Consider the following 26,140-nt stretch of genomic DNA (forward strand, 5'->3'; position numbering starts at 1 on the left):
TGGTCTGGTGGAAAGAAAACAATGGCTGCTTTTTGCGCAGCCACGAGTAATCAATAGCGCTAAAAGAAGAGAAGATCAATGCGCAAAATTCACGCCAATGTCATATTTGTGAGCTACGCCCGAGGAAAGTGCTAAGTGGCTGATCTGCCGGGAAAGGGTTTAACTTTTTGAAATGAAAAAGAAATCCCTGTCAGGGAGAAAAAAAGACTTTCCACGCTGACAGGGATTAGACGATTTTAGACCAAATTATGACTAAATGCCGCCCATCTGTGCTGCGATAGCCTGAGCTTCCTGCTGCCAGCCCTGCGCCAACGTGCGCACCAGGGCATCATAGCCGTCCTCACCCTGTTTCAATTCCAGGCTGAAAGGCCGTTTGATCAAGCGCCCCTGGCGGTTCAGCACCCACTCGCCGCGAACGATCGCTTTGCCGTCAAAGCGGCCATGGAAGCCGCTGATGGTCACGTTCAGCACATCCTGATCGCTGCTCATCGGCTGCGAAGAGACCACCCAGCCCGGCAGTGCGCTGCTCAGGTTGGTGACCAGCGTTTGCTGCAGCTGCTGGTCGAGCGGGCTGGCCCACAGGTTGTTCTGCGCTATCACATACTGCACGTCGTTGGTCTGATACACCACGCCGCTCTGCGCCAAATAATCCGCCACGCTCACGTGCTCCAGCCACAGCTGGCGCGTGGAGGCGCCGCTGCTGCTGACCGCAGCCGGCGCACCCAGCGCCGGCAACTGATAGTACGTTTTCTGTGGCGAACTGCTGCAGGCGCTGAGCAACAGCGCCAGGGCTACCGGGATCCATTTCATCATTTCGTGGCCTTCTTCGGCTGAGGGTCAGTGCTGCCGGCGGCTTCAAACACCAGCGCGTTGCTCTTCTCATTCAGGGTGCGCAGCACCGGCTGCAGCTCACGCAACACCTGGTCCAGACGCTGCATGTCGCCCACCATCTTGTTGTAAGCCGGCGAACCAGGCTGGAACCCTTTCATGCTGCGGTTCAGCTCCAGCAGCGTTTTCTGCATGTCCTGCGGCAGCGCCTGCATCTCTTTGCTGGCGATGATGTCGTTCAGCGACTTCATGGTCTGCTGCGTCGACTTCATGGTTTTCTGGCTTTCCGCCAGCGTCTTGGTCGCTTCGTTGATCATCGGATTGATCGGCATCGCGTTGATCTTGTCCAGCGTCTGCATCAGTTTTTGCTGGATCTGCGCCAGCCCGCCGCTGGTGGTCGGCATCAGCGGATAACCGAACAGCTCGCGCGGCCCTTTCCACGGTTTCTCCTGCGGGTAGAAGTCGAGATCGATATACAGCGAACCGGTCAGCAGGTTGGCAGACTTCATCGAGGCGCGCATACCGCGCGATTCCGCGTCCTTCAAATGCCCTTCGATATCGAAATTGCCGCCCAGCTGTTTCTGGAAGCGATCCGGCTCGATGCGGATCAGCACCGGAATGCGGTAGTCGTTATCCAGGCGCTGCGCCATGCCGTCTTTATAGAACGGCACCTGCGCCACCGTGCCCAGGCGGATGCCGCGGAACTCGACCGGGGCGCCCGGCTGCAGGCCGCGTACCGAATCGGAGAAGAACATCAGGTAGTCCTTATGCACGGTATACAGCGAATCCTGCGTGCTGCGCTGGTTGTCGAACAGCTGGTACTCCGCCTTCTCTTTCGCCAGTTCGCCGCGATCCCAGCCGTCCGGCACGTCGAAGCTGACGCCGCCGCTGAACAGGGTAGTCAGCGATCCCATCTCCACCCGCATGCCCTGTGCCGACATGTCGAACGCCACGCCGCTGTCTTTCCAGAAGCGCACGTTGGTGGTGACAAGCTGATCGTAAGGCGCGGTAATGAACAGCTGATAGCGCATGGCGCGCGCTTTAGGATCGAAATAGCTGGTCTCTACCGACCCGACGCGATAACCGCGGAACAGCACCGGATCGCCGGCGTTGAGCTGGCCCGATTTCTCGCTGTCCAGCACGATGCGCAGCCCTTTGGCGTCCGGGGAGGCCAACGGCGGCGCGTCGAGCAGTTGATAGTTGTCTTTGCCGTCTTTGCCCTTGTTGCCCGGCTGCAGTTCGATATAGGCGCCGGAGAGCAACGTCCCCAGCCCGGAAACGCCTTCACGGCCAATTTGCGGCTTCACCACCCAGAAGGCGGAATCCTGGCGCAGCAATTTCTCCATGCCGGAATTGAGACGCGCCTGCACCATTACCTTGCTCAGGTCATCGCTCAACGTGACGGTTTCCACCACGCCGACGTCCACGCTGCGGCTTTTGATTTTGGTTTTACCCGCTTCCAGCCCTTCCGCCGTCGAGGTCACCAGCGTCACTACCGGCCCCTGATGGCTGAAGTGGTAAAACAGGATCCAGGCGCCGATCAGCGCGGTTACGATGGGAATGATCCACACCGGCGACCAGCGTTTGATCTTCTCAACGTCTGCGACGCTATGATTATTTTCCGTCACCTTGCGGCTCCTTGTTGATTGTTTCACTTGCGCGATCCCAGGTCAGCCGGGGATCAAATGTCATGGCGGCGAACATGGTGAGGATCACCACCAGCGCGAACAGCACGGCGCCCGTCGCGGGGTAAATGCTCATCAACTGCCCCATTCGCACCAGCGCCGACAATACGGCGATCACAAACACGTCGATCATTGACCAGCGGCCAACGAACTCGACCACTTCATAAATCAGGTGCATGCGTTCGCTGTCGGCGCGCGGCTTCTTCCTGCCGTTGGCATCCCAGCACAGCCAGCCGATCGCCAGCATTTTCAGCGATGGCACCATGATGCTGGCGATGAAAATCACCATCGCCACCGGATAAGAGCCGTCCCCCCACAGCAGGATCACCCCCGCCATGATGGTGGAGTTCATCTTGTTACCCAGCGCCTCGGTCACCATGATGGGCATCAGGTTGGCCGGAATATACAGCATGATGGAGGTCACCAGCAGCGCCAGCGTCCACTGCAGGCTGTGGCGGCGACGCACGTAGCCGTTGGTGTGGCAGCGCGGGCAGCGCACCTGATTGGCCGGCAGGATCGCCGTGCAGCAGGCGCAGGAGCGCACGCCCTGCCGCATGCCGGTACGCCCCACCGTCAGCGGGCGATCGAGACGCGGCGCCGGTTCGATGTCCTGCCACAGCCAGCGCCTATCCACGCACTGAAAAGCGCGCACCTGCAACAGGCAGAACAGACAGTAAGGCACGAAGCTGCTGCCGATGCCGATATCGCCATAGGCCATCAGCTTGACGAAGCTGACCAGCACCCCGGCGAGGAAAATCTCCACCATGCACCAGGTCTTGAACTGAAACAGCACCCGGGCCATCCACTCTTTGAGCCCCAGCGGCAAACGCACTTTGGCACACAGCAGAATGATCGCCACCATGCAAAATGCCGGGATCAGCTGCACGAACACCATAAACAAGGTGGCCATGCTGGCATAGTCTTCCGCCACCATGACTTCCGGAATTTGAATCAGCCGGATTTCGTTGCCGAGGCCGGCGACGCGCATGTTGATAAACGGGAAAATATTGGCCAGCACCAACATGAACAAGGCGCTGAGGGCGTAACCGATCGGCCGCTTGCGCGGCTCGTCCCAGCGGGCGCTGAGCGTGGTTTTGCAGCGCGGGCATACCGCTTTGCTGCCATAGGCCAGCGGCGGCAGCGCCACCAGCATGTCGCACTGCGGGCACAGCATCAGGTTATCCTGGTGCTCCGCCGAAGGTACGGAATGACTATGCTGCTGATGATTGTTGTGGGAACACACCATATTCCTCCTCAATAACGTTGCTCACCGGCACGTCGATACCGCCCGCAGCAGCGCGCGGGCGGTATCGCAACGGTCAGCCGTTTTTCATCGCTTCCAGCTCTTCCCAACGGGCGAAGGCCTGCTCGAGCGCCTGCTCTGCGTTAGCCAGCGCCGTCAGCACTTCTTGCGTTTCGCTGTGCGGCCGCGTGAAGAAGTCGGCATCGCTCATCTGCGCCTGCAGCGCTTCGATTTCCGCCTCCAGCTGTTCGAGCCGCTGCGGCAGCTGTTCCAGTTCGCGCAGCAGGTTGTAACTCAGCTTGGCCGCCGCTTTCTTCGGCTGTTCGGCCTTTTTCTCCGCCGCCGGTTTGCTCGCGCTCGGCGCCGCCTGACGAATCGGTTTCGCCGTGGCGCGCTGATGATGCGCATCGTAATAGCCGCCGACGAAGGCGTTGATCACGCCGTTGCCTTCAAAGATCCAGCACTCGGTCACCGAGTTGTCGACGAACTGGCGATCGTGGCTGACCAGCAGCACGGTGCCCTGATAGCCGTCGATCAGCTCTTCCAGCAGCTCCAGCGTTTCGACGTCGAGATCGTTGGTTGGTTCATCGAGGATCAGCAGATTGCTCGGTTTCAGAAACAGCTTAGCCAACAGCAGGCGGTTACGCTCACCGCCCGAAAGTGCCTTCACCGGCGTCATCGCACGTTTCGGGTGGAACAGGAAGTCCTGCAGGTAGCCCAAGACGTGACGAGGACGGCCGTTGACCATCACTTCCTGCTTGCCCTCCGCCAGGTTGTCCATCACCGTGCGCTCCGGATCGAGATCCGCGCGGTGCTGGTCGAAGTAAGCCACTTCCAGCTTGGTGCCGCAGTGCACGCGGCCGCTGTCGGCTTTCAGCTGACCGAGCATCAGTTTCAGCAGCGTAGTTTTGCCACAGCCGTTCGGCCCCACCAGCGCAATCTTGTCACCGCGCTGTACCTGAGCGGAGAAACCGCGCACCAGCACTTTTTCGCCGACCTGATAGTTGACGTCTTCCAGCTCGAATACGATTTTGCCGGAGCGGGTCGCCTCTTCCACCTGCATCTTGGCGGTGCCCATCACTTCACGGCGCTCTGAACGCTCGACGCGCAGCGCCTTCAGCGCGCGCACGCGCCCCTCGTTACGGGTACGGCGCGCTTTGATGCCCTGACGGATCCAGACCTCTTCCTGCGCCAGCTTGCGATCGAACTCGGCGTTTTGCAGCTCTTCCACCCGCAGCGCTTCTTCTTTGCTCTGCAGATACAGATCGTAGTTGCCCGGCCAGGAAACCAGCTTGCCACGATCCAGATCGACGATGCGCGTCGCCATGTTGCGGATAAACGAACGGTCGTGCGAGATGAAGACGATGCTGCCGTCAAACTCTTTCAGGAAGCCTTCCAGCCAGTCGATGGTTTCGATATCCAGGTGGTTGGTCGGTTCGTCGAGCAGCAGCACGCGCGGCGAGCTCACCAGCGCGCGGCCCAGCGCCGCTTTACGCAGCCAGCCGCCGGACAGCGAGGAAAGCTCGGCGTCGCCGTTCAGCCCCAGCTGCAGCAGCACTTCGCTGATGCGACTGTCAAGCTGCCAGAGCCCCTGGTGGTCGAGGATCTCCATGATTTGCGCCATGCGCGCCAGGTTTTTCTCGCTCGGATCGCTCTCCACCAGGTGGGAAATCGCATGATACGCCTTCAGGTGTTCCGCCTGCTCCGCGACGCCTTCGGCCACGAAGTCGAACACGCTGCCGCCGATATTGCGCGGCGGATCCTGTTGCAGGCGCGCCACGATCAGATCCTGTTCGTAGATCACCCGGCCGTCGTCCAGCGGGATCTCTTTGCCAAGGATCTTCAGCAGCGTGGACTTACCGGCGCCGTTGCGCCCGACCAAACACACGCGCTCGTTGTCTTCGATATGAATTTCGGTGTTGTCTAAAAGCGGCGCATCGCTGAAAGAGAGCCAGGCACCGGACATGCTGATTAACGACATAGTAATTATTTTCCTTCGCCGGCGTGAGTCACCAGCCAGCAGTTGTGGATCTGACGGTTACGGGCAAAGTCCTGCGACAGCGTCTTGGCGGTGATCTCTTTCGCCTCCAGGCCCAGCGCGCTCAGCCCTGCCATATCCATTTGGAAACCGCGCTTGTTGTTCGAGAACATGATGGTTCCGTTACGGCGCAGCAACCGTTTCAAATCTTTCATCAGCGCCAGATGATCGCGCTGCACGTCAAAAGTGTTCTCCATCCGCTTGGAGTTGGAGAACGTCGGCGGATCGATGAAGATCACGTCGAACTGTTCGTTGGCGTTGCTCAGCCACGACAGGCAGTCGGCCTGGATCAACCGATGCTGACGGCCGGTCAGGCCGTTGGCGCGCAGGTTCTTCTCCGCCCATTCCAGATAGGTACGCGACATGTCCACCGTGGTGGTGCTGCGCGCGCCACCCAGCCCGGCGTGCACGCTGGCGGTGCCGGTATAGGCGAACAGGTTGAGGAAGTCCTTGCCGTTGCTCATCTCGCCCAGCATGCGGCGCGCGATGCGGTGATCGAGGAACAGGCCGGTATCGAGATAGTCGGTCAGGTTGACCCACAGCTTGGCGTTATACTCTTCCACCAGCAGGAATTCGCCTTTCTGCGCCAGTTTCTCGTACTGGTTCTTACCCTTCTGCCGCTCGCGGGTTTTCAGGATCAGCTGATTCGACGGCAATTCCAGCACCGCCAGCGTCGCGTTGATCACATCGAACAGGCGCTGACGCGCTTTTTGCGCATCGACGGTTTTCGGCGGCGCATATTCCTGCACCACCACCTTGCTGCCGTAGCGGTCCACCGCGACGTTGTATTCTGGCAGATCGGCATCGTACAGGCGGTAGCATTCAATGCCCTGCTGTTTCGCCCACTTGTCGAGCTTCTTCAAGTTCTTGCGCAGACGGTTGGCGAAATCTTCCGCCACCTGCACGCCGCCGGTAGTGGCGCCGGCCGGGTTCGCCGCCAGCTGATAGTTTTTCTGCACGCACTCCAGCGGGCCGTTTTTCGCCTTGAACTGGCGCTCGGCGCGCAGCTGCAGGCAGCTCAACAGCTCCGGCGAGGCGCTGAACAGCGAAAGCTGCCAGCCGCCGAAGGCGCTTTTCATCACGCGGCCCAGCATGTTGTGCAGCGCGATCAGCGCCGGTTCGCTTTCCAGACGCTCACCGTACGGCGGGTTGCTGATCACGGTGCCGTGCGGGCCTTCCGGCAGCGGATTGGTCAAGCGCGCCACGTCACCGACGTTGAAGGTGATTAGCTCGGCAACGCCGGCGCGGCGGGCGTTGCCGCGCGCCATTTCAATCACCCGGCGATCGATATCGGAACCGAAGAAGCGAGAGGCGGTTTCCTGCAGGCCGCGGCGTGCGCGCACCTGCGCTTCGGTGGTGACTTCACGCCACAGTTCGGCGTTGTGGCCGTTCCAGGCGCTGAAGCCCCAGCGTTGGCGGTGCAGGCCCGGCGCACGATCGGCAGCGATCATTGCCGCTTCGATCAAGAGCGTGCCGGAACCGCACATCGGATCGAGCATCGGCGTGCCCGGCTGCCAGCCGGAACGCAGAACGATGGCGGCCGCCAGGTTTTCCTTCAGCGGCGCCTGGCCGGTGAGATCGCGGTAACCGCGCTGATGCAGGCCTTCACCGCTCAGATCGAGCGCCACGCTGGCCATATCGCGCTGCAGGAAGACGTTAACGCGAATATCCGGCTGCTGCTTGGCGACCGTCGGGCGTTGGTCAAGTTTGCGGGTGAAGCTGTCGACGATGGCGTCTTTCACCTTCAGCGCGCCATACTGGCTATTGCGGATCTCTTCGTTCACGCCGCTGAAATGCACGGCAAAGGTTTTATCCACGCCAAAAATGCTCGGCCAGTCTATCGCCAGCACCCCGAGGTAGAGATCCAGATCGCTGTGCACGCGGAATTCGTTCAGCGGCAACAGAATGCGCGAAGCCAGGCGGCTCCACAGCAGGCTTTGGTACAGAAGACGATCGTCACCCTGAAAATGTACCCCACCCTGCACCACTTTGCAGTCGTGAGCGCCAAGCGCTTCCAGCTCGCTTTTTAACAGTTCTTCCAATCCACGCGCCGTGCTGGCAAACAGAGAGTTCATATCGTGCTTATCACCAAAAAGAAAATTGTTGCGCATTATAGCTAATCCGCACCGCTTGTCATAAAGTTGCTCCCTTCTATTTAATAATCGCACGGAGATAAGGGTGATCACGCTTTCCAGACTCTACGTCCATCCGGTTAAATCACTGCGCGGTCTGCAGCTTTCTTACGCCCAGGTCGGCAGCAGCGGTCTGGCCTTCGACCGCAACTTTATGATCACCGAGCCGGATGGCACCTTTATTACCGCGCGCCAATACCCGCAGATGGTGCTGTTCACGCCGGCGCTGCTGCCGGACGGGCTATTCCTGACCGCGCCGGACGGCGAAAGCGCCGCCATTCGCTTCAGCGACTTCGCCGCCGCACCGCAGCCGACCGAGGTGTGGGGCAATCATTTCACCGCGCTGATCGCGCCGGATGAGATCAACCGCTGGCTGAGCGGCTATTTCCAGCGCGACGTGCAGCTGCGCTGGCTGGGGCCGGAGTTGACCCGCCGGGTGAAGAAGCACCCCGAGATCCCGCTGACGTTTGCCGACGGCTATCCTTATCTGCTGATTAACCAGGCTTCGTTCAACGATCTGCAGCAGCGCTGCCCCGGCAGCATCAAGCTGGAGCAGTTCCGCCCCAATCTGGTGGTGAGCGGCGCAACCGCCTGGGCCGAGGACGGCTGGCAGGTGATCCGCGTCGGCGACGTCATGTTCGATCTGGTGAAGCCCTGCAGCCGCTGCGTGCTCACCACTGTCAGCACCGAGCGCGGCCGCAAGCATCCGAGCGGCGAACCGCTGAGTACGCTGCAAAAATTCCGCTCCGCCGACAACGGCGACATCGATTTCGGCCAGAATATGATCGCGCGCAACAGCGGCATCATCCGCGTGGGCGATACGGTGGAAGTGCTGTCGACCAAGCCGCCGCGCCCTTATGGCGCCGGCAAAGTGGTGGAGAGCGTGCAAGCGCCGCAAGACAGCGAGCACAGCGTCACTATCGAATACGAAGGAAAGGTGTTTACCGGCAACAACCAGCAGATATTGCTCGAGCAGTTGGAACAGCAAGGCATCCGCGTACCTTACTCCTGCCGCGCCGGGATTTGCGGCAGTTGCCGCATTACGTTGCTGAGCGGTGAAGTCGCGCCCCTGAAGAAAAGCGCGCTGGGCGACAACGGCACCATCCTGTGCTGCAGCTGCATCCCGAAAAGTGATTTGACCCTGGCGTAATCCGCCCTATACCGCCCTGTCATAAGCCGGGGCGGCGCTTTCATCCTGCGCGCAGGGTTTCAGCCGATCGTGCATCACTTTGATGGCGTCGCCCAATACCATGGTGCGGCCGGCGACCGTCAGCTGATTTTGCGCCAGCAGGCACAGGCTGGCGTTATCCCCTGCCTCTACCACCAGCAAGCGCGCTTCCACGCCACTTTCCATCACTTTCACCGCCGCCAGCTCGCCGTTTTTCGGCTGCAGCGGGTAATGCTGCTGCGAGAAATGCCAGCTCTTCGGCATCAGTGGTTTCAGGAAGCGGTAGGCGACCAGCGCATTCAACACCAGCTCGGCACGCTGTTCATGGCTAAGCTTGACCTGTTTGCACTGTTCTTCATAGGTGAAATAAAGGGCGGCGTCATCCACGCAAAAAGCGCATTCATCGAAGGCGTCCGGCGTTAACATTTTGGCCGGGAAACGTGAACGGAAGATCATACCATTAGCTAAATCCAGCATTAGCCGATCGTGTTCGGCATCAAAATACCAACGCCAATTATCGTCAGGTTTTATCTTCATTTCGTATCCTTCTCGCTGCCTATGCCTACGCCGCACTCACCCTAAAAGGCGATTTTATCACCGATAAAATAGCTTAAACATCGGATAATTCCGCGAACGATATTTATGCTAACGAACAAAATATAGACGAGCCGGGGGCAGAAATAAACCCCCGGAATAAAATGAGAGGAAAAATATTAGATATGGGTAACGATATCTTTAATCAAACGCGGGCCATGATAGATAAAGCCGGAATAAATTTGCAGCAGGCTCGCGCCGGCTTCCATTTTTTCGCGCGCCGCCGTCAGCGAATCGATGCCGCCTACGCCGATAATCGGCAGGCGCCCTTGCAGTTCGGTGGAGAGACGACGGATCACTTCCGTGCTGCGTGATTGCAACGGACGCCCACTTAACCCGCCCGCTTGTTCGCAGTAATTCAGCCCCTGGATCAATTTTCGATCCAATGTGGTATTGGTGGCGATCACGCCATCGATATTATGCCGCACCAGGCTATCGGCAATTTGGATCAATTCTTCTTCTGAAAGATCCGGCGCGATCTTTACCGCTACCGGCACATATTTGTGATGGCGCGCATGCAATTCCTGCTGCTTATTTTTAATCGCAGCCAAAAGATCGTCCAGCGCTTCGCCATACTGTAAGGATCGTAACCCCGGCGTATTCGGTGAAGAAATGTTAATCGCGATATAACCGGCATACGGATAAACTTTATCCATGCAGATCAAATAATCGTCTTTACCCTGTTCGACCGGGGTGTCTTTATTCTTGCCGATATTGATCCCAAGAATGCCGCCGAAATGGGATTTCTTAACGTTTTCAACCAGATTGTCCACGCCATGGTTATTGAACCCCATGCGGTTGATCAGGCCTTCCGCCTCAACCACGCGGAACAAGCGCGGCTTGTCGTTGCCCGGCTGCGGGCGCGGCGTCACGGTGCCGACTTCCACATGGCCGAAGCCCATCGCGCCGAACGCATCGATGCACTCGCCGTTTTTATCCAGACCGGCGGCCAATCCCAGCGGATTTTTAAACGACAGCCCCATGCAGCTGACCGGTTTGGTCGGCACGGACTGGCGGACAAGAAACGCTAATGGGGTGCCGGCAATACGGCTGAGCTGACGAAAGGTCACTTCGTGCGCGCGTTCCGGATCGAGCTGGAACAACGCTTTCCTGATGAGGGGGTAGTACATGGACTCTCCTGATTTCCCGGTTGCAAACCGGGGGCGTATTATCCGGTATCCCCCGCCTAATTGGAATTGATTAAAGGCAAAAAAAGCCGTTTTTACGCAATCGTTTTCCCTACTTCACCACCAAATCGGCGCCAATCCGCTTTTACGCATATCCAAATCAAAAAATGAGATTTAAAAAACGCGCCCGGTTGCTGGTAGGTTTAAAACACTTCTCATTGATTTTCTAATTAAACCTAACTTTTAGTTATAAGGAGTGGCAATGCGCGTTATATCACTGGCCGGCAGCCCACGCATCCCATCACGTTCCGCGGCGCTGCTCGCGCTGAGTCAGAACTGGCTGCGGCAGCAAGGGGTGGAAGTGACGGCTTATACCCTGCACGACTTCGATGCCGAAGACCTGCTGTACGCCAACTTCAACAGCCCGGCGATCAAGGCGTTTGCCGAGCAGTTGGCGCAGGCCGACGGCCTGCTGATTTCCACGCCGGTTTATAAAGCGTCGTTCTCCGGCGCGCTGAAGACCTTACTGGATCTGCTGCCGGAACGCGCGCTGGATCATAAGGTGGTGCTGCCACTGGCAACCGGCGGTTCTGTCGGCCACATGTTGGCGGTGGACTATGCGCTGAAACCGGTGCTGGCGGCGCTGAAAGCGCAGGAAGTGCTGCACGGCGTATTCGCCGACGACAGCCAGATCCAATTGACCGGCGAAGGCGCCACGCTCACCGACGCCGTCGCCGCCCGGTTGGAAGAAGCGCTCGCCAGTTTCTATCTGGCGCTTGGCCGCCGCAGACCGCCCGCGCTGCGCGTCGCCTCGCCGCTGGCAGCGCGACAGACTGCCTGAAAGGCCTGGAAAAGGAGAGCCTGAATGAAAAAACGCATCGCTTTACGGCGCTGGCTGAGCGCCGCTACCCTCACCGGCCTGCTGTCGCTGGTCTGGGCCAATGCCGCCGCTGCGCAGGATCCGGCGCAGTTCCGCATCGGCTACCAAAAAGGATCGGTCAGCCTGGTGCTGGCGAAGAGCCACCGGCTGCTGGAGGAACGTTTCCCCGCCACCCGCATCAGCTGGATCGAGTTTCCCGCCGGCCCGCAGATGCTGGAGGCCCTGAACGTCGGCAGCATCGATCTGGGCAGCACCGGCGATATTCCGCCGATCTTCGCGCAGGCTGCCGGCGCGGACCTGCTGTATGTCGGCGTTGAGCCGCCCAAACCCAAGGCAGAAGTGATCCTGGTGCCGGAAAACAGCCCGATCAAAACCGTCGCCGATCTGAAAGGCCATAAGGTCGCCTTCCAGAAAGGATCCAGCTCGCACAACCTGCTGCTGCGATCGCTGCAAAAGGCCGGCCTGCAGTTCACCGATATCCAGCCCGCCTATCTGACGCCCGCCGATGCGCGAGCCGCCTTCCAACAGGGCAACGTCGACGCCTGGGCCATCTGGGATCCTTATTATTCCGCCGCACTGCTGCAGGGCGGCGTACGGGTGCTCGGCGACGGCACCGATCTGAACCAGACCGGTTCCTTCTATCTGGCGGCACGCCCCTATGTTGAAGCCAACGGCGCCTTTATCAGCCAGGTTTTGACGGTGCTGACCCAGGCCGATGCGCTCACCCGCAGCGACCGGGCGCAAAGCGTGACCCTGCTGGCTAACGCCATGGGGCTGCCGGAACCGGTGATCGCCAGCTATCTGGATCACCGCCCGCCGACCGCCATCACACCGCTCGATGCGCGGACGATCGCCGCGCAGCAGCAAACCGCCGACCTGTTTTACGCCAACCGGCTGGTGCCGGTGAAGGTTGACATCTCGCAACGCATCTGGCGCCCAAGCGCACAATAACTCATGGGAGAAGATTAACGATGAGCCTGAACGTTTTCTGGTTTTTACCCACCCACGGCGACGGCCACTATCTTGGCAGCGCACAGGGCGCGCGCAGCGTCGATCACGGTTATTTGCAGCAGATCGCCCAGGCGGCGGATCGGCTGGGATTCGGTGGGGTACTGATCCCCACCGGCCGCTCGTGCGAAGACTCCTGGCTGGTGGCCGCCTCGCTGATCCCGGTCACCCAGCGGCTGAAGTTTTTGGTCGCGCTGCGGCCGGGCATCATCTCCCCTACGCTGGCGGCGCGCCAGGCGGCGACGTTGGATCGCCTGTCCAACGGGCGCGCGCTGTTCAATCTGGTCACCGGCGGCGATCCGGAAGAGCTGGCGGCCGAGGGGCTGCATCTTAGCCATGAAGAGCGCTACGAAGCCTCAACCGAGTTCACCCACATCTGGCGCCGGGTGCTGGAAGGCGAAACCGTCGATTTCGACGGCAAGCATATTCAGGTGAAAGGCGCCAAACTGCTGTTTCCACCCGTGCAGCAGCCGCGCCCGCCGCTCTATTTCGGCGGATCCTCCGCCGCCGCGCAGGATCTGGCCGCCGAACAGGTAGAAATGTATCTCACCTGGGGAGAGCCGCCGGCGCAGGTTAAAGAGAAAATCGAAGAGGTGCGCGCCAAAGCGGCGGCGAAAGGGCGCCAGGTACGCTTCGGTATCCGCCTGCATGTCATCGTGCGGGAAACCACCGAAGAGGCCTGGCGCGCCGCCGACCGGCTGATCGCGCACCTCGATGAGGAAACCATCGCCAACGCGCAGCAGGCCTTTGCGCGCTTCGACTCCGTCGGCCAACGGCGCATGGCGGCGCTGCACGGCGGCAAGAAGGATAACCTGGAGATCAGCCCGAACCTGTGGGCCGGCATCGGCCTGGTGCGCGGCGGCGCCGGCACCGCGCTGGTGGGCGACGGCCCGACGGTCGCGGCGCGCATGCAGGAATATGCCGATCTGGGCATCGATACCTTTATTCTCTCCGGCTATCCGCATCTGGAAGAGGCCTACCGCGTCGGCGAACTGCTGTTCCCGCACCTCGATCTGGCGCAGGAAGAAGCGCCCGCGCGCCTTCAGCCGGTGCGCCCGCAGGGCGAAGTGGTGGCCAACATCTATGTTCCGCAAAAAGTGTCGCAGAGCTGAGGAGCACCCCGATGGCAAAGAACGCGCAACGCATCCTGTATCGGCTGGCCCCCTGGGCGCTACCGCTGGCGCTGGTGATCCTTTGGCAGATCGCCGTCGAAACCGGCTGGCTGTCCAACCGCATTTTGCCGGCGCCGAGCGCGGTGCTGGCCGCCTTCTGGAGTCTGAGCCAAAGCGGCGAACTGTGGCAGCACCTGAGCATCAGCAGCCAGCGCGCGTTGATCGGCTTTGGCATCGGCGGCAGCATCGGACTGATCCTCGGCTTTATTACCGGGCTGTCGCGCTGGGGCGAACGCCTGCTGGACAGTTCGGTGCAAATGATCCGCAACGTGCCGCACCTGGCGCTGATCCCGTTGGTGATCCTATGGTTCGGCATCGATGAATCCGCCAAGATCTTTCTGGTGGCGCTCGGTACGCTGTTCCCGATTTATCTCAATACCTATCACGGCATCAAAAACATCGATCGCGGCCTGTTGGAGATGGCCCGCAGCTACGGCCTGAGCGGTTTCCGCCTGTTTACACAGGTGGTGCTGCCGGGCGCGCTGCCGTCGATTATGGTCGGCGTGCGTTTCGCTCTCGGCTTCATGTGGCTGACGCTGATCGTCGCCGAAACCATCTCGGCCAATTCGGGCATCGGCTATCTGGCGATGAACGCGCGTGAATTTCTGCAAACCGATGTGGTCGTGGTGGCGATCGTGCTGTACGCCCTGCTCGGCAAGCTGGCGGACGTGGGCGCGCAGCTGCTGGAGCGCGTCTGGTTGCGCTGGCATCCGGCCTATCAACTGAAACAGGGAGAAGCGCTATGACCCTTCCCGCTCGTCTTGCGCAAGGCACGCCGGTGACGCTGGAGTCCATCGGCAAAGGTTACGGCAACCGCACGGTACTGGACAATATTCAGCTGCACATCTCCGCCGGGCAGTTCGTGGCGGTGGTCGGCCGCAGCGGCTGCGGCAAAAGCACCCTGCTGCGCCTGTTGGCCGGCCTGGAACAAGCCAGCAGCGGCGTGCTGCTCAGCGGCAACGCGCCGCTTGCCGCCGCTAAAGAGGATACCCGGCTGATGTTTCAGGATGCGCGCCTGCTGCCGTGGAAAACGGTGATCGACAATGTGGGCCTGGGGCTGCGCGGCCAGTGGCGCGATGCGGCGCTGCAGGCGCTGGACGCGGTCGGCTTGGCGGATCGCGCCCGCGACTGGCCGGCGGCGCTGTCCGGCGGGCAAAAGCAGCGGGTCGCCCTGGCGCGCGCGCTGATCCACCGCCCTCGCCTGCTGCTGCTGGACGAACCGCTCGGGGCGCTGGATGCCCTGACGCGCATTGAGATGCAGGGGCTGATAGAAACGCTGTGGCAACAGCACGGTTTTACCGTACTGCTGGTCACGCACGACGTCAGCGAAGCCATCACGCTGGCGGATCGGGTGATCCTGATCGAAGAGGGGCGCATCGGGCTGGATCTTACCCTCGATCTGCCGCGGCCGCGCCGCAAGGGCTCAGCCCGGCTGGCAGAATTGGAGGCCGAAGTGCTGGAACGGGTGTTATCGCCGCCGGTGACCGGGGCCAGCCCGCGCCAGGCGGCGAACTGAACGGATGAAAAAAGGGACGACAAAAGCCGTCCCTTGATCTATTCAGCGCGAAAAGATCAGGCGTCGAGCGCCTTGCTGATCTTCTCGTACAGATCGCCGGACAGGTTTTCCAATCCTTTCAGCTGTTCCAGCGCCTTGCGCATCAGCGCCTGGCGGCCCGCGTCGTAACGCTTCAGGCGAATCAGCGGTTCAATCAGGCGCGCGGCGATCTGCGGGTTGCGCTGGTTGAGATCGCTGAGGATCTCCGCCAGGAACTGATAGCCGCTGCCGTCCGCCGCATGGAACGCCGCCGGGTTGCCGGAAGCGAAGCCGCCGATCAACGAACGGGTGCGGTTCGGGTTGCTCAGGCTGAACGAACGGTGTTGCAACAGCGCGCGTACTTTGCTCAGCACGTCTGCCGCCGGGCTGCTGCCCTGCAGCACGAACCATTTGTCCATCACCAGGCCATCCTGATGCCAGCGTTCGTCGAACGCCGCCAGCAGCGCATCGCGACATGGCAGCTGGGCCGCGACCGCGACAGACATCGCCGCCAGCGAGTCGGTCATGTTGTCCGCCTGGCGATACTGATCGCTCACCAGCTGATCCGCCAGGGCCACATCTTCGCCGAACGCCAGATAGCCCAGGCACACATTGCGCAAGGCGCGCTTGGCGATCTCGGCGTGCTCTACGCGGTAGCCGTCGGTCTTGTTGGCGTGATACACCGCCAGCCACTCATCGGCCAACTCCCGCGCCAGGCAGCGTACGATCGCTTCGTGCACCGCAGCGATCGCTTCCGGATCGATTGTGGCAAACAGCTCAGCGATTTCGTTCTCCGACGGCAGCGTCAGGATCTGCGCCGCCAGCGCCGGATCCAGTTTTTCGTCCAGCAGCACCGCGCGGAACGCGTCGGCCACGTGCAGCGGCAGCGACAGCGGCTGCTTCTGCTGGTGCCGCGCCACGTTCAGCTTGATATAGGTCGCCAGCAGGCTCTGCGCCGCATCCCAACGCGCAAATTCATTGCGTGCGTGCTGCATCAGGAAGGTCAGCTGCTGATCGCTGTACGGATAGTCCAGCTTCACCGGCGCGGAGAATTCGCGCAGCAGCGACGGCACCGGCTTGTGCGCCACGCCGTCGAACACGAAAGTCTGCTCCGCTTCGGTGACGTTCAGCACGTTGTTGACCGGCAGGCCGCCCTTTTGCAGTGGAATGACGTTGCCTTCGCTGTCGTACAGTTCGATATCCAGCGGGATATGCAGCGGCAACTTCTCCGGCTGATCGGCGGTCGGTGCGGTTTTCTGGCTGACATGCAGGCGATACTGCTGGGTTTCCGCGTCGTATTCATCGCGCACCGTCAACAGCGGCGTGCCGGACTGACTATACCAACGGCGGAAGCGCGACAGATCGACGTTGGACGCATCCTCCATCGCCTGCACGAAATCGTCGCAGGTGGCGGCGCTGCCGTCGTGGCGCTCAAAATAGAGCTGCATCCCTTTCTGGAAGTTCGCTTCCCCCAGCAAGGTGTGCATCATGCGGATCACTTCGGAACCCTTTTCATACACCGTCAGGGTGTAGAAGTTGTTCATCTCGATCACTTTGTCCGGGCGGATGGCGTGCGCCATCGGGCTGGCGTCTTCGGCGAACTGCGCACCGCGCATCACGCGCACGTTATCGATGCGGTTGACCGAACGCGATCCCAGATCGGAACTGAACTCCTGATCGCGGAACACCGTCAGCCCCTCTTTCAGGCTGAGCTGGAACCAGTCGCGGCAGGTCACGCGGTTACCGGTCCAGTTATGGAAGTATTCGTGGCCGATCACCGCTTCGATATTCAGGTAGTCCTTGTCGGTGGCGGTTTCCGCCTTCGCCAGCACATATTTGGAGTTAAAGATATTTAACCCTTTGTTCTCCATCGCACCCATATTGAAGAAGTCGACCGCCACAATCATATAAATGTCGAGATCGTATTCCAGGCCGAAGCGGGTCTCGTCCCATTTCATCGAGTTCTTCAGCGAAGTCATCGCCCAGTCGGCGCGATCCAGGTTGCCGCGATCGACGAACAGCTCCAGCGCGACCTTACGGCCGGAACGGGTGGTGAAGCTGTCGCGCAGCACGTCGAAGTCCCCCGCCACCAGCGCAAACAGGTAGCAAGGTTTCGGGAACGGATCCTGCCATTGCACCCAGTGGCGGCCATCGGCCAATTCGCCCTGGCCGATGCGGTTCCCGTTCGACAGCAGGAACGGATAGCGCGCCTTGTCGGCCACGATGCGGGTGGTAAAGCGCGCCAGCACGTCCGGGCGATCCTGGTAATAGGTAATGTGATGGAAGCCTTCGGCTTCGCATTGCGTGCACAGCGCATCGCCGGACAGGTACAACCCTTCCAGCGCGGTGTTTTTCGCCGGGTGAATGTCGTTGACGATGGTAAGAGTGAATTGTGCCGGCAACTCTTCGATGATCAGCTGGTTATCCTGCTGACGGTAGGTGCTCCACGGTTGCCCGTCGACCTGAATGCTCACCAGCGTCAGATCTTCGCCATCCAGCACCAGCGGGGCGCCGGCCGCGCCCTGACGTTTGATTTTACTGACGGCAGTCACGCGCGTGGTTTCCGCGTCCAGACTGAAGTCCAAATCGATATCGGTCGTGGTGTAATCGGGCGCGCGATAATCGTGGCGGTATTTTGCCTGTGGCTGTTGTGTCATAAAAACCCTTAAACGTCTCAGTGAGTTATAGGTGCCAGGCCGCTTTTCTCCTTCGTACCGCAGGTGTGTTCCCCCTACGGCGCGCGGTGGGCCTGAATTGTGAATAAACTGTATCACAGCTGGCCGAAAAGCCCAGAGCCGCCGGGCGACCACAAGAGAGAAATCAGAGGCAAATCATAAATCGCCCGCCAGGCGATAGCGCGGGTGACCAATGGCTAAATAAAAATCAGCATTTAATGCTAAAAAACCGCCATCGCGGCGCGCCGGCATAGTTGAGGCGACACCGGCGGCATGGTGGTATAATTGCGGCATCAGGCTCAGGGATGACTCGCACTATGAGAATTAAATACGCAATCTATTTTTTTACCCTGTGCCTGATGACTTCCTTCTCGCTGTTCATCGTCGATGAGCTGCTCGAAGCCCATACCGACTACCGCGACAACCAGCTCAACCTGTACAAAATTGATCGCGCCAAAGAAATCTCCGAAGCCTTTCAGGCTGCGTTGCTGGCTCACCGCCTCAAACGATTGAGCCTGATCGATCCGCAAATCACCCGCGCCCAATGTTTGGCCGCCGATCGGGTGGCGCGCGAGAAAATCACCCGGATCCGCGAACATCTGGACGATGAAGTTGCCAGACAGCTCGGGGTTCGGCAAAAAATCGCTGCGCTGTCGATGATCGCTTTGATGGAACAACTGCTGGATAATGACAACCTGCAGCTTTCGCAGGTCAATAACACCAACGCCAATCTGTTCAACATCAACAGCGCCTATTACATCTCGCAAACCAGCAAGAGTTATTACCGTTACGCCTACGATACCCGAATGGTGGATACCGACTCCTTTATGTTTCTCGAGGCCATCCGCCTCAATAACCGGCTGAATATGTCATTGACCGAATTGAGCGATCAGATTATCGACGTCAACGTCAGCCCGCTCGTTCGCAAAGACGCCTATCTGAAGTCCATTCAGCTGACCGGCGTGCTGAACGCGCTGAGCACCCGATTGATCTTCATGAAGATCAACTACGACGATGTACAAATCAACAACATCGTCAATCCGTTGCTCGCCCAAGTGTCCGCTGAGCGCCTCCAGCAGATTACCGATGGGCTGTACACCGCTATCGATACCCATAAGCCCTACCCCACAGCGCTTATTTCGGGCTATGTCAACGATGTGAGCGGGCTTTCGCAGGCGCTGTATCAACGCAGCTTCGAATTGGAAACTCTCGCCTCGCGCCACAAGATTTACGACAGCCAGACGACCATTTACGGCATGATCTCACTCGCCGGCCTGGTCGTGTTGCTGTTCATTTTGCCGGCGCTGGTGTTCTGTACCAGCATCAACCGCTGGCTGACCAAGACCCACAATAATATCGTGCGACTGTCGCGCGGTGAGATGAATATCGATCGAAACGACGCCTTCTACAGCCAGGAATTGATCGCCATCAGCGACGCCATTCAGCAGCTCAGACAATACCAGTTGGACAAGGTCTCGCTGGAAGGTGAGAAGCAACTGCTGATTAAAGAGCTCGAGGCCTCTTCCTTCCTCGATCCGCTCACCAATATTTACAACCGCCGTAAATTCTTCCTTGAATGTCAGCTGCTGGGCGACGGCAGCTACCCGCAGGCCTTTTGCCTGATCGACATCGACAACTTCAAACAGCTCAACGACAGCTACGGCCACGACGTGGGCGACCGGGCGCTGGTGGCATTCGGCCACCTGCTGCAACGCGCGTTCCGCGCCAGCGACATTTTCTGCCGCTATGGCGGCGAAGAATTCGCGGTGCTGCTGGGCAACTGTTCGTTGGACAACGCGCGGGACATCATGGAGCAATTGCGCGCCCGCACTCATCGCCTGACGCTACATCTGGCCGACGGACGGCAAGTGCGTTTCACCACCAGCTGCGGCATCGCGCCGGTCAACGCGTTCACCGCGCTGCAGACGGCGATCAAACAGGCGGACGAAGCGCTCTATTTTTGCAAAAAGAACGGCAAGGATCGGGTCAGCGTGCATACCCAGGCCGGCTTTATCTGATTCGCTGTTTAAAATAATTAACATTATAATTTTTATGACTAATTAGGCTAAGTCATTCACCTTACAGGCATATCTGGCTTTTTTTCCTCCCCGTCGCTATCAGGCCGCCATAAAGGCACGTTTAATCCTCGACCCGCTTTGGTGATTTATGGTGTGATGCAGCTTCAATAACAGGATAATCCGGGTATACTCCACCCCCACTTTTATGATTATCCGGATTTGGACACGCGCCTGACGAGGATGCTGTAACGCGCTATGACTCAATACGCTTCCCCGATTTTGACATCACTGCTTGATACCGATGCTTATAAGCTTCATATGCAGCAAGCAGTGTTCCATCGCTACCCCGCGATCAGCGTGGCGGCGGAATTCCGCTGCCGCGGTGACGAACTGCTGGGCGAATATGCCGACGAGATCCGCGCACAGGTGGCGCTGATGAGCCGGCTGGCGCTGACCGATGCCGAATTCGCTTATCTTTCGGGCCTGCCCTTCTTCCGTCAAGATTACCTGAACTGGCTGCGAACGTTCCGCTACGATCCGCAGCAGGTCACTATCGACAATCGCGACGGCAAGCTGCAAATCCGCATCGCCGGCCCTTGGCGTGAAGTCATCATGTGGGAAGTGCCGTTGCTGGCGGTGATCAGCGAAGTGGTGCACCGTCGGCGCTCTCCGCTGGCGACGCCGGAACAGGCGGTGGCACACCTGCAAACCAAGCTGGCGCAGTTCAAGACGTTGGCGGGCGATCTGGATCTTTCGCGCTTCAAGCTGATGGACTTCGGCACCCGTCGCCGTTTCTCTCAAGGCGTGCAACAGGCCATTGTCAGCACATTACAGGCCGAATTCCCGTACCTGTCGGGCACCAGCAATTACGATCTGGCGCACCAACTGGGCCTGGCGCCGGTCGGCACTCAGGCGCATGAGTGGTTCCAGGCGCATCAGCAGATAAGCCCGGTGCTGGCCAACAGCCAGCGTGCCGCATTACAAGCCTGGTTGGATGAATACCCCGACCAGCTTGGCATCGCGCTCACCGACTGCATCACCATGGATGCCTTCCTGCGCGACTTCGGCCCGCAGTTCGCCGAGCGTTATCAGGGGCTGCGCCACGATTCGGGCGATCCCGTCGAGTGGGGTGAAAAAGCCATTGCCCACTACGAGAAACTGGGCATCGACCCGATGAGCAAAACGCTGGTGTTCTCGGACAACCTGGATCTGGAAAAAGCGCTGGCGCTCTATCGCCATTTCTACCAGCGCGTCAATCTCGGCTTCGGCATCGGCACGCGCCTGACCTGCGATATTCCCGGCGTCAAACCGCTGAATATCGTGATCAAGCTGGTCGAGTGCAAAGGCAAGCCGGTGGCCAAGCTCTCCGACAGCCCCGGCAAAACCATTTGTCAGGATCAGGCGTTCGTCAGAGCCCTGCGCAAGGCCTTCGATCTGCCGCTGGTGAAGAAAGCCAGCTGAGCCTTCTATATATAGAGAAAGCCGGCCCGGTCCACGCGTCGGCTTTTTTGTTTTTATCCCGACCGCCCTCTTTTCAGCCAGCCACGATAAATGTTGCGCCAATCCGATGATTTCTGCTTGTGCTCTGCACCGCGGCAAGTAACATAGCCATTACCCCCATATTCTTGGGTTGTAAGCTATTTCTAAACCAAATTATTAAAGAGAGAAATCTATGAGCGTAGTGCCTGTAGTCGACGTACTGCAAGGTCGTGCTGCGGTTGACAGTGAAGTCACCGTACGCGGCTGGGTACGTACCCGGAGAGATTCAAAAGCTGGTATCTCCTTCCTGGCCGTCTATGACGGTTCCTGCTTTGATCCGTTACAGGCCGTCGTTAATAATTCTCTGCCGAATTATCAGGATGAAGTGCTGCACCTGACCACCGGCTGTTCGATTGAAGTGACCGGCAAGGTCGTCGCCTCACCGGGCGAAGGCCAGAGCTTCGAACTGCAAGCCACCGCGATCAAAGTGGTCGGCTGGGTCGACGATCCGGACACCTACCCGATGGCGGCCAAACGTCACAGCATCGAATACCTGCGCGAAGTGGCCCACCTGCGCCCGCGCACCAACCTGATTGGCGCCGTGGCGCGCGTGCGTCATACCCTGGCGCAGGCGATCCACCGCTTCTTCCATGAAAACGGCTATTTCTGGGTGTCCACCCCGCTGATCACCGCCTCCGACACCGAGGGCGCCGGCGAGATGTTCCGCGTGTCCACGCTGGATCTGGAAAACCTGCCGCGCACCGACAAGGGCACCGTCGACTTCAGCGAAGACTTCTTCGGTAAGGAAGCCTTCCTCACCGTTTCCGGCCAGCTGAACGGCGAAACCTACGCCTGTGCGCTGTCCAAGGTATACACCTTCGGCCCAACTTTCCGCGCTGAAAACTCCAACACCAGCCGCCATTTGGCGGAATTCTGGATGATCGAGCCGGAAGTGGCCTTCGCGACGCTGGACGATGTCGCCGGCCTGGCCGAAAGCATGCTGAAGTATGTATTCCAGGCGGTGCTGGATGAACGAGCAGACGATCTGAAATTCTTCGCCGAGCGCGTGGATAAAGACGCAATCTCTCGTCTGGAGCGCTTCGTCTCTTCCGATTTCGCTCAGGTGGACTACACCGACGCCATCGAGATCCTGCTGGCCTCGGGCCAAACCTTCGAAAACCCGGTTTCCTGGGGCATCGATCTCTCTTCCGAACATGAGCGTTATCTGGCGGAGAAACACTTCCAGGCGCCGGTGGTGGTGAAAAACTACCCGAAAGACATCAAAGCATTCTATATGCGTATGAACGAAGACGGCAAAACCGTTGCAGCCATGGACGTACTGGCGCCGGGCATCGGTGAAATCATCGGGGGTTCTCAGCGTGAAGAACGCCTCGACGTGCTCGATCAACGTCTGGAAGAGATGGGTCTGAATAAAGAAGACTACTGGTGGTATCGCGATCTGCGCCGTTACGGTACCGTGCCGCATTCCGGTTTCGGCCTGGGCTTTGAACGTTTAATCGCCTATGTCACCGGCGTGCAAAACGTGCGCGATGTGATCCCGTTCCCACGCACACCACGTAACGCAAGCTTCTAATTCATACGATCAACCGTTTTTTAAACGATTTCGTTACAAAACAAAGGCCAGCCTCGCTGGCCTTTCGCATTTTTTAATATTGACGCACGTCACAAAGTTCCCGAAAAATTACATTTGGTTACACATACTTTCTTTTTGCAACCTGATTGGGACATTGGTATCATTTTCGTCCTAGATTAACCCGCCTGTGAATGGAACACTGCGTTCAGACACAGGACGACACCAATCTATCAACAATAGTTCCCAAAGAATTATTGGCGGCAGTGGCAAAGGTGTCCGAATAACACCAATGAGGGTAATAATGATGAAGCGCAACATTCTTGCAGTGGTTATCCCGGCTCTGTTGGCTGCTGGTGCAGCAAACGCAGCTGAAATCTACAACAAAGACGGCAACAAGCTGGATCTGTACGGCAAAGTTGACGGTCTGCACTACTTCTCCGACGACAAAGGTAACGATGGCGATCAGACCTATGTTCGTTTCGGCTTCAAAGGTGAAACTCAGATTACTGACCAACTGACCGGTTACGGCCAGTGGGAATACAACGTCCAGGCTAACCACTCCGAGTCTCAGGGCACCGAAGGCACCAAAACCCGTCTGGGCTTCGCTGGTCTGAAATTCGCTGACTACGGCTCCTTCGACTACGGCCGTAACTACGGCGTACTGTACGACGTGGAAGGCTGGACCGATATGCTGCCAGAGTTCGGTGGCGATACTTACACCTACTCCGACAACTTCATGACCGGCCGTACCAACGGCGTTGCGACCTATCGTAACAACAACTTCTTCGGTCTGGTTGACGGTCTGAACTTCGCTCTGCAATACCAGGGCAAAAACCAGAACGACGGTCGTAACGTTAAGAAACAAAACGGCGACGGCTGGGGTATCTCCTCTACTTATGACATCGGCGAAGGCGTAAGCTTCGGCGCTGCATACGCTTCTTCCAACCGTACCGACGACCAGAAACTGCGTTCCAACGAGCGTGGCGACAAGGCTGACGCATGGACCGTGGGCGCGAAATACGACGCCAACAACGTTTACCTGGCGGCGATGTACGCAGAAACCCGTAACATGACTCCGTTCGGCGGCGGTAACTTCGGTGCAGGCTGTGCAGCTACCGATGACAAGTGCGGTGGCTTCGCGAGCAAAACTCAGAACTTCGAAGTGACTGCTCAGTACCAGTTCGACTTCGGTCTGCGTCCAGAAGTGTCTTACCTGCAGTCTAAAGGTAAAAACCTGAACGTCCCAGGCGTGAGTTCTGACCAGGATCTGGTTAAATATGTTTCTGTTGGTACCACTTACTACTTCAACAAAAACATGTCCACCTACGTTGATTACAAAATCAACCTGCTGGATGACAACGAGTTCACCAAAGCAACCGGCACCGCTACCGACGATATCGTCGCTGTTGGTCTGGTGTACCAGTTCTAAGTTGTCTCGCTTAACGGCGGTTTACCGTCGGCTAAGTTAAAAAACAGGGCTTCGGCCCTGTTTTTGTTTGTGTCAGCCGGTAACTTTTTATCCTGCCGATTTCTCCTTCCCCATCATTTTTTCTGCCTAATACTCCCCCTTCACAAGATCGCGGTGTTTTTGTCGCAAACGGTTGGCAAAGCCGATAACTGGCGTTACCCTGATGCTTCTGTCTGCTTAACTCCGAGATTTGGAAGCACCTGACATGTTTGAAAAAATCACCGCCGCACCCGCCGACCCGATCCTGGGCCTGACCGACATTTTCCGCGCCGACGCCCGCCCGAATAAAATCAATTTAGGGATTGGCGTTTATAAAGACGAAACCGGTAAAACCCCGGTGCTGACCAGCGTAAAAAAAGCTGAGCAGTATCTGCTGGAAAATGAGACCACCAAAAACTATCTCGGTATTGAAGGCATCCCGGCGTTCGCCAGTTGCACGCAAGCGCTGCTGTTCGGTAAAGAGAGCCCGATCGTCGCCGATCGTCGCGCGCGCACCGCACAGACGCCAGGCGGCACCGGCGGCCTGCGCGTGGCGGCAGACTTCATCGCTAACCAGACCAGCGCCAAACGCATCTGGATCAGCAACCCAAGTTGGCCGAACCACAAGAACGTCTTTAGCGCCGTGGGCCTGGAAGTGCTGGAATACGCCTACTACGACGCCACCAACCACGCGTTGGATTTCGACGGCCTGCTGAACAGCCTGAAACTGGCCCAGGCCGGTGATGTCGTGCTGTTCCACGGCTGCTGCCATAACCCGACCGGTATCGATCCAACGGCGGAGCAGTGGGCACAACTGGCTGAGCTTTCCGTGGCCAATGGCTGGCTGCCGCTGTTCGACTTCGCCTACCAGGGCTTCGCCAACGGTCTGGAAGAGGATGCGCAGGGCCTGCGTATTTTCGCCGCCAAACATCAAGAGCTGATCGTCGCCAGCTCCTACTCGAAAAACTTCGGTCTGTACAATGAGCGCGTCGGCGCTTGCACCATTGTGGCTGCCGATGCCGATACCGCCGATCGCGCCTTCAGCCAGGTGAAAGCGGCGATTCGCGCCAACTACTCCAACCCGCCGTCGCACGGCGCGGCCGTGGTCGCCACCATTCTGGGCAACGACGCTCTGCGCGCAATGTGGGAACAGGAGCTGACCGACATGCGCCAGCGTATTCACCGCATGCGTCAGCTGTTCGTGAACACCCTGCAGGAGAAAGGCGCGCAACAGGACTTCAGCTTCATTATCCAGCAGAACGGCATGTTCTCGTTCAGCGGCCTGACCAAAGAACAGGTGCTGCGTCTGCGCGAAGAGTTCGGCGTCTACGCCGTGAACTCGGGCCGGGTGAACGTGGCCGGCATGACGCCGGACAACATGGCGCCGCTATGTGAAGCCATCGTCGCCGTGCTCTAAAAGCCTCGACGCAGGCCATAAATCATAAAAAAGGGCGCTCTATGCGTAATGCCGATCAGTTAAGGATCACTTGAACGATCCTGTCGCTGTGTAAGAATCCG

At 58.9% G+C, this 26,140-nt stretch carries 20 protein-coding genes; 11 read left to right on the forward strand and 9 right to left on the reverse strand.

Annotated features, from left to right (window positions below; all coding sequences use genetic code 11):
• Nucleotides 1–252: 252 nt before the first annotated feature.
• The 5 genes from pqiC to rlmKL form a co-directional block, all read right to left on the reverse strand.
• On the reverse strand, nucleotides 253–813 hold the full coding sequence (gene pqiC, locus ACUTSC_RS06235; protein WP_197768609.1) for a membrane integrity-associated transporter subunit PqiC: 561 nt from the start codon (nucleotides 811–813) through the stop codon (nucleotides 253–255).
• On the reverse strand, nucleotides 810–2,456 hold the full coding sequence (pqiB, locus tag ACUTSC_RS06240) for an intermembrane transport protein PqiB (protein WP_142109641.1): 1,647 nt from the start codon (nucleotides 2,454–2,456) through the stop codon (nucleotides 810–812). The genes pqiC and pqiB overlap by 4 nt, the downstream gene beginning before the upstream one ends.
• Nucleotides 2,443–3,759 (reverse strand): membrane integrity-associated transporter subunit PqiA, encoded by a 1,317-nt coding sequence (pqiA, locus tag ACUTSC_RS06245; RefSeq protein WP_197768608.1) that lies wholly within the window; start codon nucleotides 3,757–3,759, stop codon nucleotides 2,443–2,445. Before pqiA ends, pqiB begins: the two co-directional genes overlap by 14 nt.
• Before the next feature lie 73 nt (nucleotides 3,760–3,832).
• Entirely contained in the window at nucleotides 3,833–5,737 is a 1,905-nt protein-coding gene (locus ACUTSC_RS06250) for an ABC transporter ATP-binding protein (RefSeq protein WP_046686785.1), read from the reverse strand.
• A 5-nt stretch (nucleotides 5,738–5,742) separates the two neighbouring features.
• Nucleotides 5,743–7,869 carry a bifunctional 23S rRNA (guanine(2069)-N(7))-methyltransferase RlmK/23S rRNA (guanine(2445)-N(2))-methyltransferase RlmL gene (rlmKL, locus tag ACUTSC_RS06255; RefSeq protein ID WP_197768607.1) on the reverse strand — a complete coding sequence of 709 codons (2,127 nt, stop codon included), beginning with the start codon at nucleotides 7,867–7,869 and terminating at the stop codon, nucleotides 5,743–5,745.
• A 103-nt stretch (nucleotides 7,870–7,972) separates the two neighbouring features.
• Between rlmKL and ACUTSC_RS06260 the strand changes: the two genes are divergently transcribed.
• Entirely contained in the window at nucleotides 7,973–9,076 is a 1,104-nt protein-coding gene (locus tag ACUTSC_RS06260) for a YcbX family protein (protein ID WP_038874255.1), read from the forward strand.
• 6 nt (nucleotides 9,077–9,082) lie between these two features.
• Here ACUTSC_RS06260 and ACUTSC_RS06265 read toward each other — a convergent pair whose 3' ends face one another.
• Together ACUTSC_RS06265 and pyrD are read right to left on the reverse strand one after the other, a co-directional pair.
• Nucleotides 9,083–9,631 (reverse strand): cell division protein ZapC, encoded by a 549-nt coding sequence (locus ACUTSC_RS06265; RefSeq protein WP_142109638.1) that lies wholly within the window; start codon nucleotides 9,629–9,631, stop codon nucleotides 9,083–9,085.
• Nucleotides 9,632–9,807: 176 nt separating this feature from the next.
• Nucleotides 9,808–10,818 (reverse strand): quinone-dependent dihydroorotate dehydrogenase, encoded by a 1,011-nt coding sequence (pyrD, locus tag ACUTSC_RS06270; RefSeq protein ID WP_047568298.1) that lies wholly within the window; start codon nucleotides 10,816–10,818, stop codon nucleotides 9,808–9,810.
• Between the two features lie 259 nt (nucleotides 10,819–11,077).
• Here pyrD and ssuE point away from each other — a divergent pair, with 259 nt between their 5' ends.
• From ssuE to ssuB, 5 genes are read left to right on the forward strand one after another with little or no spacing between them, the layout of a single operon-like run.
• A complete protein-coding gene (gene ssuE, locus ACUTSC_RS06275; RefSeq protein ID WP_197768605.1) occupies nucleotides 11,078–11,656 on the forward strand; it encodes an NADPH-dependent FMN reductase in 579 nt (192 codons plus the stop codon).
• Between the two features lie 24 nt (nucleotides 11,657–11,680).
• Nucleotides 11,681–12,646, forward strand: coding sequence for a sulfonate ABC transporter substrate-binding protein (locus ACUTSC_RS06280; protein WP_197768604.1), 966 nt, complete (start codon nucleotides 11,681–11,683; stop codon nucleotides 12,644–12,646).
• Nucleotides 12,647–12,666: 20 nt separating this feature from the next.
• A complete protein-coding gene (ssuD, locus tag ACUTSC_RS06285) occupies nucleotides 12,667–13,815 on the forward strand; it encodes an FMNH2-dependent alkanesulfonate monooxygenase (RefSeq protein WP_049204258.1) in 1,149 nt (382 codons plus the stop codon).
• An 11-nt stretch (nucleotides 13,816–13,826) separates the two neighbouring features.
• Complete coding sequence (ssuC, locus tag ACUTSC_RS06290; RefSeq protein WP_063989442.1) at nucleotides 13,827–14,621, forward strand: aliphatic sulfonate ABC transporter permease SsuC; 795 nt, start codon at nucleotides 13,827–13,829, stop codon at nucleotides 14,619–14,621.
• Nucleotides 14,618–15,391: an aliphatic sulfonates ABC transporter ATP-binding protein gene (gene ssuB, locus ACUTSC_RS06295; RefSeq protein ID WP_197768603.1), complete on the forward strand. Its 774-nt coding sequence runs from the start codon at nucleotides 14,618–14,620 to the stop codon at nucleotides 15,389–15,391. Before ssuC ends, ssuB begins: the two co-directional genes overlap by 4 nt.
• Nucleotides 15,392–15,447: 56 nt before the next feature.
• Here the strand turns inward: ssuB and pepN are convergent, their stop codons facing one another.
• Both pepN and ACUTSC_RS06305 read right to left on the reverse strand, forming a co-directional pair.
• Nucleotides 15,448–18,066 (reverse strand): aminopeptidase N, encoded by a 2,619-nt coding sequence (pepN, locus tag ACUTSC_RS06300; RefSeq protein WP_197768602.1) that lies wholly within the window; start codon nucleotides 18,064–18,066, stop codon nucleotides 15,448–15,450.
• A 174-nt stretch (nucleotides 18,067–18,240) separates the two neighbouring features.
• Nucleotides 18,241–18,378, reverse strand: coding sequence for a hypothetical protein (locus ACUTSC_RS06305; RefSeq protein ID WP_197768601.1), 138 nt, complete (start codon nucleotides 18,376–18,378; stop codon nucleotides 18,241–18,243).
• 23 nt (nucleotides 18,379–18,401) lie between these two features.
• Between ACUTSC_RS06305 and ACUTSC_RS06310 the strand changes: the two genes are divergently transcribed.
• From ACUTSC_RS06310 to ACUTSC_RS06330, 5 genes are all read left to right on the forward strand, one after another.
• Nucleotides 18,402–20,102, forward strand: a complete 1,701-nt coding sequence (locus tag ACUTSC_RS06310; RefSeq protein ID WP_445653177.1) for a GGDEF domain-containing protein — start codon at nucleotides 18,402–18,404, stop codon at nucleotides 20,100–20,102.
• A 255-nt stretch (nucleotides 20,103–20,357) separates the two neighbouring features.
• Nucleotides 20,358–21,563: a nicotinate phosphoribosyltransferase gene (gene pncB, locus ACUTSC_RS06315; RefSeq protein ID WP_197768599.1), complete on the forward strand. Its 1,206-nt coding sequence runs from the start codon at nucleotides 20,358–20,360 to the stop codon at nucleotides 21,561–21,563.
• 211 nt (nucleotides 21,564–21,774) lie between these two features.
• Nucleotides 21,775–23,175 carry an asparagine--tRNA ligase gene (asnS, locus tag ACUTSC_RS06320; RefSeq protein WP_141969736.1) on the forward strand — a complete coding sequence of 467 codons (1,401 nt, stop codon included), beginning with the start codon at nucleotides 21,775–21,777 and terminating at the stop codon, nucleotides 23,173–23,175.
• A 301-nt stretch (nucleotides 23,176–23,476) separates the two neighbouring features.
• Nucleotides 23,477–24,604: a porin OmpC gene (gene ompC, locus ACUTSC_RS06325; protein ID WP_063989436.1), complete on the forward strand. Its 1,128-nt coding sequence runs from the start codon at nucleotides 23,477–23,479 to the stop codon at nucleotides 24,602–24,604.
• A 244-nt stretch (nucleotides 24,605–24,848) separates the two neighbouring features.
• Nucleotides 24,849–26,039 carry an aromatic amino acid transaminase gene (locus ACUTSC_RS06330; protein WP_197768598.1) on the forward strand — a complete coding sequence of 397 codons (1,191 nt, stop codon included), beginning with the start codon at nucleotides 24,849–24,851 and terminating at the stop codon, nucleotides 26,037–26,039.
• The last annotated feature ends 101 nt before the right edge of the window (nucleotides 26,040–26,140 follow it).

Source organism: Serratia sp. TSA_105.2, from assembly GCF_052692115.1.

What these genes read in the sequence shown, in the direction of transcription:
- pqiC (WP_197768609.1), bottom strand. Translation starts at nt 813, where the DNA reads ATGATGAAATGGATCCCGGTAGCCCTGGCGCTGTTGCTCAGCGCCTGC.
- pqiA (WP_197768608.1), bottom strand. Translation starts at nt 3,759, where the DNA reads ATGGTGTGTTCCCACAACAATCATCAGCAGCATAGTCATTCCGTACCT.
- ACUTSC_RS06250 (WP_046686785.1), bottom strand. Translation starts at nt 5,737, where the DNA reads ATGTCGTTAATCAGCATGTCCGGTGCCTGGCTCTCTTTCAGCGATGCG.
- rlmKL (WP_197768607.1), bottom strand. Translation starts at nt 7,869, where the DNA reads ATGAACTCTCTGTTTGCCAGCACGGCGCGTGGATTGGAAGAACTGTTA.
- ACUTSC_RS06265 (WP_142109638.1), bottom strand. Translation starts at nt 9,631, where the DNA reads ATGAAGATAAAACCTGACGATAATTGGCGTTGGTATTTTGATGCCGAA.
- pyrD (WP_047568298.1), bottom strand. Translation starts at nt 10,818, where the DNA reads ATGTACTACCCCCTCATCAGGAAAGCGTTGTTCCAGCTCGATCCGGAA.
- ssuE (WP_197768605.1), top strand. Translation starts at nt 11,078, where the DNA reads ATGCGCGTTATATCACTGGCCGGCAGCCCACGCATCCCATCACGTTCC.
- ACUTSC_RS06280 (WP_197768604.1), top strand. Translation starts at nt 11,681, where the DNA reads ATGAAAAAACGCATCGCTTTACGGCGCTGGCTGAGCGCCGCTACCCTC.
- ssuD (WP_049204258.1), top strand. Translation starts at nt 12,667, where the DNA reads ATGAGCCTGAACGTTTTCTGGTTTTTACCCACCCACGGCGACGGCCAC.
- ssuC (WP_063989442.1), top strand. Translation starts at nt 13,827, where the DNA reads ATGGCAAAGAACGCGCAACGCATCCTGTATCGGCTGGCCCCCTGGGCG.
- ssuB (WP_197768603.1), top strand. Translation starts at nt 14,618, where the DNA reads ATGACCCTTCCCGCTCGTCTTGCGCAAGGCACGCCGGTGACGCTGGAG.
- pepN (WP_197768602.1), bottom strand. Translation starts at nt 18,066, where the DNA reads ATGACACAACAGCCACAGGCAAAATACCGCCACGATTATCGCGCGCCC.
- ACUTSC_RS06305 (WP_197768601.1), bottom strand. Translation starts at nt 18,378, where the DNA reads ATGCCGCAATTATACCACCATGCCGCCGGTGTCGCCTCAACTATGCCG.
- ACUTSC_RS06310 (WP_445653177.1), top strand. Translation starts at nt 18,402, where the DNA reads ATGAGAATTAAATACGCAATCTATTTTTTTACCCTGTGCCTGATGACT.
- pncB (WP_197768599.1), top strand. Translation starts at nt 20,358, where the DNA reads ATGACTCAATACGCTTCCCCGATTTTGACATCACTGCTTGATACCGAT.
- asnS (WP_141969736.1), top strand. Translation starts at nt 21,775, where the DNA reads ATGAGCGTAGTGCCTGTAGTCGACGTACTGCAAGGTCGTGCTGCGGTT.
- ompC (WP_063989436.1), top strand. Translation starts at nt 23,477, where the DNA reads ATGATGAAGCGCAACATTCTTGCAGTGGTTATCCCGGCTCTGTTGGCT.
- ACUTSC_RS06330 (WP_197768598.1), top strand. Translation starts at nt 24,849, where the DNA reads ATGTTTGAAAAAATCACCGCCGCACCCGCCGACCCGATCCTGGGCCTG.